This window comes from Streptomyces sp. NPDC091376 (assembly GCF_044757085.1).
Taxonomy (GTDB): domain Bacteria; phylum Actinomycetota; class Actinomycetes; order Streptomycetales; family Streptomycetaceae; genus Streptomyces; species Streptomyces pratisoli.
In genome coordinates, this window is record NZ_JBIVUF010000013.1 from 248,247 (window position 1) to 256,417 (window position 8,171).

Consider the following 8,171-nt stretch of genomic DNA (forward strand, 5'->3'; position numbering starts at 1 on the left):
CACTGATCCGGATCACCTGACATGACCACTGCCACCGCACCCGCCGTGGACGGCGAGCAGTCCGCACGGACCGGCCGCGCCCCCGGCCGGTCCGGCACCGGAGTGGGCCGCCCGGGCTTCGCCTGGGCGGCTCCCGCCGCCGTGTTCTTCGGACTGTTCGCCATCGTCCCGCTCGGCATGCTCGTCGTGCTGTCCTTCGCCGGCTGGAACGGCCTCGGCGAACCGGAGTTCGTCGGCCTCGACAACTGGACGAAGCTCCTCGCCGACCCCGTCATGCTGGAGAGCCTCTGGCTGAGCGTCCTGCTCACCCTGCTCGGCGTCGTCGTCCAGACCCCGATCAGCATCCTGCTGGGCGTCTGGGCCGCGGGCCGCCAACGGAACCGGGCCGTCCTGACCGCCATCTACTTCGTCCCGCTGCTGCTCTCCATCACGGCCGTCTCCGTGCTGTGGCGCGCCGTGCTCGACCCCAACTTCGGCGTGCCCTCGCAGGCCGAATGGCTCTTCGGGGACGGCAATCTGCTCGGCAAGCAGGCGACCGCGATCGGTGTCCTGGTCTTCGTCGCCACCTGGCAGTTCACGCCCCTGCACACGCTCATCTACCAGGGCGCTGCCCGCGCGGTCCCGCAGGTCCTCTACCAGGCCGCCCAGATCGACGGGGCCGGCCGCGTCCGGCAGTTCTTCCACATCACCCTGCCGCAGCTGCGCAACAGCATCATCACCTCGGTGATCCTCATGGTCGTCGGCGGTCTCACGACCTTCGACACCGTGCTGATCCTCACCCAGGGCGGCCCCGGCACCGACACCACGATCAGTGCCTACTACATGTACCAAAAGGCGTTCAAGAGCTTCGACTTCGGCGCGGGCGCCGCCATCGCGCTGCTCCTCGTGGTCGTCGCCACGGTCATCTCGCTGATCACGGTCCGGCTGTCGGGCTACGACAAGATGCGCAGCACCCAGGAGGGCGTGTGATGAAGAGCCGTCCCAACTACCTGGCGGGGTTCGGCTCGCTCGTCTGGCTCTTCCTCGTCGGCCTGCCGCTGTACGTCATGCTGATCGCGACGTTCCAGAGCCGGGCGGACTACGCGGCGAACGGCCCGCTCGCCTTCCCGGACAACTTCACGCTCGACAACTACGTCAACGATCTCAACGACGGCTTCGCGCAGTACTTCCTCAACACGGTGATCGTGACCGTGGCCGTCGTCGGCATCGTCCTGCTGCTCGTACCGCCGCTGGCGTACGCGATCGTCCGCAGCCAGGGCCGGACCACCGGCGTCGTCTTCCGGCTGTTCCTCCTCGGCCTCGCGATCCCCTCGCAGGCCGTGATCGTCCCGATGTTCTACGTCATCAGCAAGGCCGGTCTCTACGACAACCTCATCGGCGTGATCCTGCCGACCGCGGCCTTCGCGATGCCGGTGTGCGCGCTCATCCTCACCGGTGTGATGCGTGACATCACACCGGAGCTGTATGAGGCGATGACCGTGGACGGCGCCTCGCCCTGGCGGACCTTCTTCCAGCTCGTCCTCCCGCTCTCCAAGAGCGGCCTGTCGACGATCGTGGTCTTCTCCGCCCTCCAGGCATGGAACGGCTTCCTCTTCCCGCTGGTGCTCACCCAGTCCGCCGGGACCAAGGTGATCACCATGGGTCTGTACGACTTCCAGACGGAACACGGGGTCGACATCCCCGGCCTGCTCGCCGCCGTGGTCCTGTCCATGCTCCCCATCCTGCTCGTCTACCTGTTCGCCCGTCGTGCCCTGGTCCAGGGGCTGATGGGGGTCGGAGGAAAGTGACCGACAACGTGGCTGTAGAGGACACCGTGGCCGTGGAGACCGACTCCGCCGCCCCCCTCTGGAGCGATCCGTCCCTCGACGCGGGCATCCGCGCCGACGCCCTGATCGCCGCGATGACCCTCCAGGAGAAGATCGCCCAGCTCTTCGGCGTCTGGGTGGGGGCATCCGACGAGGGCGGCGACGTCGCCCCGCACCAGCACGACATGGAAGAGGCGGTCGACCTCGACGAGCTGCTGCCGTACGGACTCGGCCAGCTGACCCGGCCGTTCGGGACGGCACCGGTCGACCCGGCGGCCGGCGCGCTCTCGCTGGCCCGCACCCAGCGGCGGATCGCCGGCGCGAACCGCTTCGGCATCCCGGCCCTGGCCCACGAGGAGTGCCTCGCGGGCTTCGCCACCTGGGGCGCCACCGCCTACCCCGTGCCCCTGTCGTGGGGCGCCACCTTCAACCCCGGGCTGATCCGCGAGATGGCCGCCGCCATCGGCCACGACATGCGCTCCGTCGGCGTCCACCAGGGGCTCGCCCCGGTCCTCGACGTCGTGCGCGACGCGCGCTGGGGCCGGGTCGAGGAGACCATCGGCGAGGACCCCTACCTCGTCGGCACCGTCGCGACCGCCTACGTACAGGGCCTGGAGTCGGCCGGCATCGTCGCCACGCTCAAGCACTTCGCCGGGTACTCCGCGTCCCGGGCCGGGCGCAACCTGGCCCCCGTCGGCATGGGAGCCCGCGAGCGCGCCGACATCATCCTGCCGCCGTTCGAGATGGCGGTGCGGGAGGGCGGCGTACGGTCGGTCATGCACGCCTACACCGACACCGACGGCATCCCCTCCGCCGCCGACGAGCGGCTGCTGACCGGACTGCTCCGGAACACCTGGGGTTTCACCGGCACCGTCGTGGCCGACTACTTCGGCATCGCGTTCCTCAAGACCCTGCACGGAGTCGCCGGAACCTTCGGCGAGGCCGCGGGCGCCGCGCTCGCCGCGGGTGTCGACGTGGAGCTGCCCACGGTCAAGACGTTCGGCCAACCCCTGCTGGACGCGGTCGCCGAGGGCAGGGTGCCCGAGGCGCTGGTGGACCGTGCCGTTCGACGCGTCCTCGTGCAGAAGGCCGAACTCGGCCTGCTCGACCCGGACTGGAGCGCTGTGCCGCCGGCACTCGCCGGAGCGGACCCGGACAGCGCCACCGGCCCGGGCCCGGACGCCGGGACGCGGCGCGGCTCGGTGCGCCTGGACTCCGACGGCAACCGGGCCCTCGCCCGCCGGGTCGCCGAACAGGCGGTCGTGCTCCTCCACAACGACGGCACCCTGCCGCTGTCCCCGGACCACGCCCCGGAGCGGACCGCGCCTCCCGCCAGGATCGCGCTCATCGGCCCTAACGCCGAGGACCCCACGGCCGTACTGGGCTGCTACGCCTTCCCGGTCCACGTCGGCGTCCAGCACCCAGAGGTCCCGGTCGGGATCGAACTGCCCACCCTGCGCGAGGCGTTGGCGGCCGAGTTCCCCGACAGCGAGATCGTCGTGGCCCAGGGCGCGAGCGTGGACGGCACCGACACCACGGGCTTCGCGGCGGCCGCGGAACTCGCCCGGGGCGCCGACATCGTCATCGCGGCACTCGGTGACCGCGCCGGACTCTTCGGGCGCGGCACCAGCGGCGAGGGCTGCGACGCCGAGTCGCTGGCCCTGCCCGGCGTCCAGCAGCAGCTGCTCGACACGCTCCTCGACACCGGGACCCCGGTCGTGGTCACGCTGCTGGCCGGCCGGCCCTACGCGCTGGGCCGGGCGGCGACCGCGTCGGCCGCCGTCGTCCAGTCCTTCTTCCCCGGCGAGGAGGGCACGCGGGCGATCGCCTCCGTGCTCGGCGGCCGGACCGCTCCGGCCGGCCGGCTCCCGGTCAGCGTCCCGCGTCACCCGGGGGCCCAGCCGTCCACCTACCTGGCGGCACGCCTCGGCCACTCCAGCGAGGTCTCCAGCATCGACCCGACGCCCGCCTTCGGCTTCGGCCACGGCCTGACGTACACCACGTTCGCGTGGACGGACCTGGCCGTGGAGAGCGACGAGGCGACCACGGACGGCGCGTTCGGGCTGGCCTTCACGGTCCGCAACACGGGACCGCGCGAGGGCACCGAGCTGGTGCAGCTCTATCTGCACGACCCGGTCGCCTCCGTGGTCCAGCCCGTGCAGCGCCTCATCGGCTACGCCCGGCTGGAGCTCGCTCCGGGCCAGGCCGTACGGGTCCGCTCGACGGTCCCCGCGGACCTGGCCGCCTTCACCGGCCGGGACGGGCTGCGCATCGTGGAACCGGGGGCGCTGGAGCTGAGGTTCGGCGCGTCGAGCACGGACACGCGGCTCATGGCGCGGGTCACGCTCAACGGCCCCGTACGGGAAGTGGACCATCTCCGCGCACTGCACGCCGCGTTCAGCACCGAGCCGGCCGCCTAGCCGCACCCGCCGCGATATCCGCGGCGAAGCCCGCCGCTGAACGTGCGGCGCGACCGGAGCCGACGCGTGCACCACCCTCGTGGTGCACGCGTCGGCGTGCTCGCGGTTGCCGTCCGGGGGCCGGACGGCGGACCGACCGACCTCAGGGAGTCGGCCGGGGCGCCTCCGGCTGCGAGATGTGCGCGTTGCGCTGGTCCGCCCAGCTCTGCAGCGCCGTCATACAGGCGTGGTCCAGGTGGCGTACCCCCGACAGATCGAGTTCCACCTGACGCTGCGGCAGCGCCTCCAGCGTGTCCAGGATGCGCGGCAGCCGCAGGAAGGTGGCATTGCCCGTGAGCCGCACCCGCACCGTGCCCAGACCGCTGTCCGAGACGGAGATGTGGACATGGGACATCGCCCAGGCGGTCTTGACGACGGCGAGCAGCACACCGATCAGCACGCCCTCGAACATGGTGGTCGTCACGATCGCCGCCGCGGTGACGACCAGGACGACGGCCTCACCGCGGTGGTCGCGCCACAGCGGCGCGAGCTCCTTGAGCGGGATCAGCTTCCAGCCCGCGTGGATGAGGACGCCGGCGAGTGCCGCGGTCGGTACGTAGGACAGCGCCTGCGGCAGGAACGCCGCGAACAGGAGCAGCCAGACGCCGTGCATCACCCGTGACAGCTTCGTCCTGGCGCCCGCCTGGACGTTGGTGGCGCTGCGGACGATGACCGCGGTCATCGGCAGCGCGCCGAGGGCGCCGCAGACGGTGTTGCCCGCGCCCTGTGCCATCAGCTCCTTGTCGTAGTCGGTACGCCGGCCCGTGTGCAGACGGTCGACCGCGCTCGCGCTGAACAGGCTCTCCGCCGAGGCGATCAGGGCGAACGCGATCACGGTGGCCGCGAACCCGACGTTCGCCAGGCGCCCGGCGTCGGCCAGGCCCGGTGGCTGGATCGCCTGGAGCAGCCCGGTGACCTCGACCCGGTGGATCGGCAGGTCGAACACCACGGTCAGGGCGGTCGCCGCGCCCACCGCGACCAGTTGCCCCGGCACCACCCGCACCCTGGCCGGCATTCGCGGCCACATGGCGATCAGACGTGCCGTTCCGACGCCCACGGCGAGCGCCAGCAGCGCCGTCTGCGAGGTGACGGTCCGGCCGACGAGTTCCGGCAGACCCGCGAGATCGGCGAGGCCGCCGCCCGGCGCCGTGGCGTCGGCCATCGCGTAGAGCTGACCGGCGATCAGGACCAGGCCGATGCCGGCCAGCATGCCCTGGACGACGGCCACGGAGATCGCGCGGAACCAGCGCCCCAGCCTGAGCGCGCCGAGCACGAGCTGCAGCAGCCCGGCGCCCAGCACGATCACGCCGAGGGCGGACAGGCCGTACTCGTGGACCGCCGTGTAGACGAGGACGGTCAGTCCGGCGGCGGGACCGCTGACCTGGAGACTGCTGCCGGGCAGCAGTCCGGTGACGATGCCGCCGACGATGCCGGTGATGAGGCCCAGTTCGGCCGGCACGCCGGAGGCGACGGCCACGCCCACGCACAGCGGCAGGGCGACGAGGAAGACGACGAGCGAAGCGGTCAGATCGGCCCGGACGTGGCGCCCGGGCGAGAAGGTCAGGGGCATCTTGGGCATGGCGTTCTCTCGGGGTGAGGAAGGAACGTCGTGGGCGTCCGGGGCGGCGCGGTGTCCGCTGTGGTGGGATTCCCCCCGTCCGGTGCCGGGAGGCCGGCCCGGATCACAGGGGCCGGAAGACGCGGCCGCCGGGCTCGCAGGCCAGGACCTCGCCGGATTCGACCGTGTAGAACCAGGCGTGCAGCCGCAGCCGCCCCGAAGCCAGCCGCCCGGCGACACACGGGTAGGTCCTCAGATGCTCCAGCTGGGTCAGCACATGCCGCTGGGCCGCGGCGACCGGGTCGTCCTCCGGTGGCGCCGTCGGCCCCGGCCCGTCGTGGCTGCCGCGGTGCCCGGCCCGGGTCAGCCAGCGCCGTACCAGCGGCATGCTCCGTACGGTCTGTTCCCGCAGCAGGCCCTGGACGGCACCGCAGTGGGAGTGACCGCAGACGACGATGTCCGGGACGTCGAGGGCCTCCACGGCGAACTCCAGGCTGCCGGCCACACCGCAGGCCGTGTGCGGCTGCCAGGAGGGAACGATGTTCCCGGCGGTGCGTACCTCGAAGATGTCGCCGGGCGAGGCGCCGGTGAACAATGAGGGAATCACCCGGGAGTCGGAGCAGGTGATGAACAGCGCCTGGGGACGCTGGCCCCGCGCCAGCGCGGCGTAGGTGTCCTGTTGCCCCGCGATCCGTGCGGGGAAGTGCCGGGCGTGCTCGATGAGCGACTGCATGGTCGTACCTCGGTCTCTTCGATACGGAAGGGTGTGCGTGTTCGAAGAGGGGCGCACCGCGACGGCCCTGACGGCGCGTGACAGCCCGCGCGGCGGGCACCGGAGGGTGCCCGGGCACGTCGTCAGGCGGCCGGGGAAGGGCTCGCGTCGGCGGTGCACCTGCCGATCAGCAGCGGAACGCCTGCAGGTTGCTCAGGCTCGGCGTCGCCGCCGCGCCCGGGTTCCGGGTGTGTCTCGCGGTACTCGCGCAGGGGGCGCCCGGTGGACTCGCCGTCTCGTCCGGCGCGCTGTTGGCGCCGTTGCCGGGGGCGGCGGGCGCGTGGGCGCCGAGCTGCGAGACACGGGAGAGATGGGTCAGCGGGTCGTACGACTCGTCGTGGTGGTGCGCCGCACCGTGGGCGCTGATCACCACCACCGTCGTGTGCGGGTTCCTGCTCTCCGCGGCGACGACGGCCGAATCGGCCCGGGGGGCCCCGGGGGCTGCCGGGGTGGCGCAGACCGGTGTCAGGACATGCAGCAGAACCGCACAGATCAGCAGAATGCCCGCTGACACACGTGAGATCACTGCCGGACTCCTTGACGTCATTGCTGCGCAGGGATGAACGTTACCGTCCCTTGTGTTCCGGTTGCGGTTGATTTCCGCTGAATGCACTTTGTGCAGTCCTGCCAGACTCGGCCAGGACTCGATCGGCTGCCACCGCTGGTCGGCCGTTCGCGCTACGGGTAGGGAGCGGGCCCCGGGCGTATGACATGACGTTCGTTTCTGCGATGATGTCCCGCGAAAAGGCGACGGCGGAACGAGGAAGCCGGTGTGAATCCGGCGCGGTCCCGCCACTGTGATCGGCGAGCGGATCCCGAACAGACCACTGCCCGGATGCGGGTGGGAAGGCCGGGACGAGCGGTGACCCGAGAGCCAGGAGACTCACGCGGTCGCCTCCTCACGTGACTGGGGCGGATCTCCCCAGAGGGGAGGCTTGTCGTGGTGCCCGAGGTGCCATCACCACGCGGTCCAGTGCCGTGCCGGGTCGTCGTGTGCCGTGACTGCTGCTGCGGCAGTCCCAAGGTGACCGGTGTCGACCACGCGGAGCAGACCGCGCGTCTCGCCCTGGACGCCCCGGTGCGGATCTCCGACTGTCTCGACGTCTGCGACCAGGCGAACGTGATCGTCGTGCAGCCGTCGGCGGAGGGGCGCGCCGCAGGCGGCCGGGCCGTCTGGTTCGGCCTCGTCAACGACTCCCTCGCGACCGAGGACGTCGCGGCCTGGGTACGGGCGGGCGGCCCCGGTGTCGCCGCGCTGCCGGAGATTCTCGGCCTCTACGCCTTCACCCCGCCACGACGCGTGCGCTGACGGTCGTCGGCGCCGTCCGCACGCTGCCCGACACCCCCTTCGTGATCGCGACCTCCGGATCGCGACGTCCGGATCGCGACCCTGCGATCACGACCCTGCGATCACCACTCCCCTGAACAACTCCCCGCGGTGAGAGGACCACCACATGATGGGCGAACGCCCGCTGTCCCTGCTGTCCGCTATGGCTCTGGCGCTGCTGGTCGCCGGTTGCGGCGGCGGTTCCGCCGCCCGTGAGGACGCCGCACCGGCCGGTCCTGCCGAGGGCTTC

General features: G+C 71.8%; 7 protein-coding genes and 1 riboswitch. Of the genes, 4 read left to right on the forward strand and 3 right to left on the reverse strand.

From position 1 onward, the window contains the following. Positions 1-21: 21 nt before the first annotated feature. Genes ACIQMR_RS26850 through ACIQMR_RS26860 form a run of 3 tightly spaced genes read left to right on the forward strand, consistent with a single transcriptional unit; the run spans position 22 to position 4,225 of the window. Complete coding sequence (locus tag ACIQMR_RS26850; RefSeq protein WP_401392219.1) at positions 22-969, forward strand: carbohydrate ABC transporter permease; 948 nt, start codon at positions 22-24, stop codon at positions 967-969. After that, complete coding sequence (locus ACIQMR_RS26855) at positions 969-1,787, forward strand: carbohydrate ABC transporter permease (protein ID WP_401392222.1); 819 nt, start codon at positions 969-971, stop codon at positions 1,785-1,787. Before ACIQMR_RS26850 ends, ACIQMR_RS26855 begins: the two co-directional genes overlap by 1 nt. Continuing rightward, positions 1,784-4,225 (forward strand): glycoside hydrolase family 3 N-terminal domain-containing protein, encoded by a 2,442-nt coding sequence (locus tag ACIQMR_RS26860; RefSeq protein WP_401392225.1) that lies wholly within the window; start codon positions 1,784-1,786, stop codon positions 4,223-4,225. The genes ACIQMR_RS26855 and ACIQMR_RS26860 overlap by 4 nt, the downstream gene beginning before the upstream one ends. Before the next feature lie 142 nt (positions 4,226-4,367). Here ACIQMR_RS26860 and ACIQMR_RS26865 read toward each other — a convergent pair whose 3' ends face one another. From ACIQMR_RS26865 to ACIQMR_RS26875, 3 genes are all read right to left on the reverse strand, one after another. After that, positions 4,368-5,843 (reverse strand): SulP family inorganic anion transporter, encoded by a 1,476-nt coding sequence (locus ACIQMR_RS26865; protein ID WP_401392228.1) that lies wholly within the window; start codon positions 5,841-5,843, stop codon positions 4,368-4,370. A 103-nt stretch (positions 5,844-5,946) separates the two neighbouring features. Beyond that, on the reverse strand, positions 5,947-6,555 hold the full coding sequence (locus ACIQMR_RS26870; RefSeq protein ID WP_401392231.1) for a carbonic anhydrase: 609 nt from the start codon (positions 6,553-6,555) through the stop codon (positions 5,947-5,949). A 166-nt stretch (positions 6,556-6,721) separates the two neighbouring features. Further along, positions 6,722-7,120, reverse strand: coding sequence for a hypothetical protein (locus tag ACIQMR_RS26875; protein ID WP_328726535.1), 399 nt, complete (start codon positions 7,118-7,120; stop codon positions 6,722-6,724). A 189-nt stretch (positions 7,121-7,309) separates the two neighbouring features. Beyond that, positions 7,310-7,500, forward strand: a riboswitch (cobalamin riboswitch). A gap of 37 nt (positions 7,501-7,537) precedes the next feature. Here ACIQMR_RS26875 and ACIQMR_RS26880 point away from each other — a divergent pair. After that, positions 7,538-7,903 carry a (2Fe-2S) ferredoxin domain-containing protein gene (locus ACIQMR_RS26880; protein WP_266387290.1) on the forward strand — a complete coding sequence of 122 codons (366 nt, stop codon included), beginning with the start codon at positions 7,538-7,540 and terminating at the stop codon, positions 7,901-7,903. The last annotated feature ends 268 nt before the right edge of the window (positions 7,904-8,171 follow it).

Excerpts from the sequence above, each read along its gene's own strand:
- ACIQMR_RS26850 (WP_401392219.1), top strand. The coding sequence starts at position 22 with ATGACCACTGCCACCGCACCCGCCGTGGACGGCGAGCAGTCCGCACGG.
- ACIQMR_RS26865 (WP_401392228.1), bottom strand. The coding sequence starts at position 5,843 with ATGCCCAAGATGCCCCTGACCTTCTCGCCCGGGCGCCACGTCCGGGCC.
- ACIQMR_RS26855 (WP_401392222.1), top strand. The coding sequence starts at position 969 with ATGAAGAGCCGTCCCAACTACCTGGCGGGGTTCGGCTCGCTCGTCTGG.
- ACIQMR_RS26870 (WP_401392231.1), bottom strand. The coding sequence starts at position 6,555 with ATGCAGTCGCTCATCGAGCACGCCCGGCACTTCCCCGCACGGATCGCG.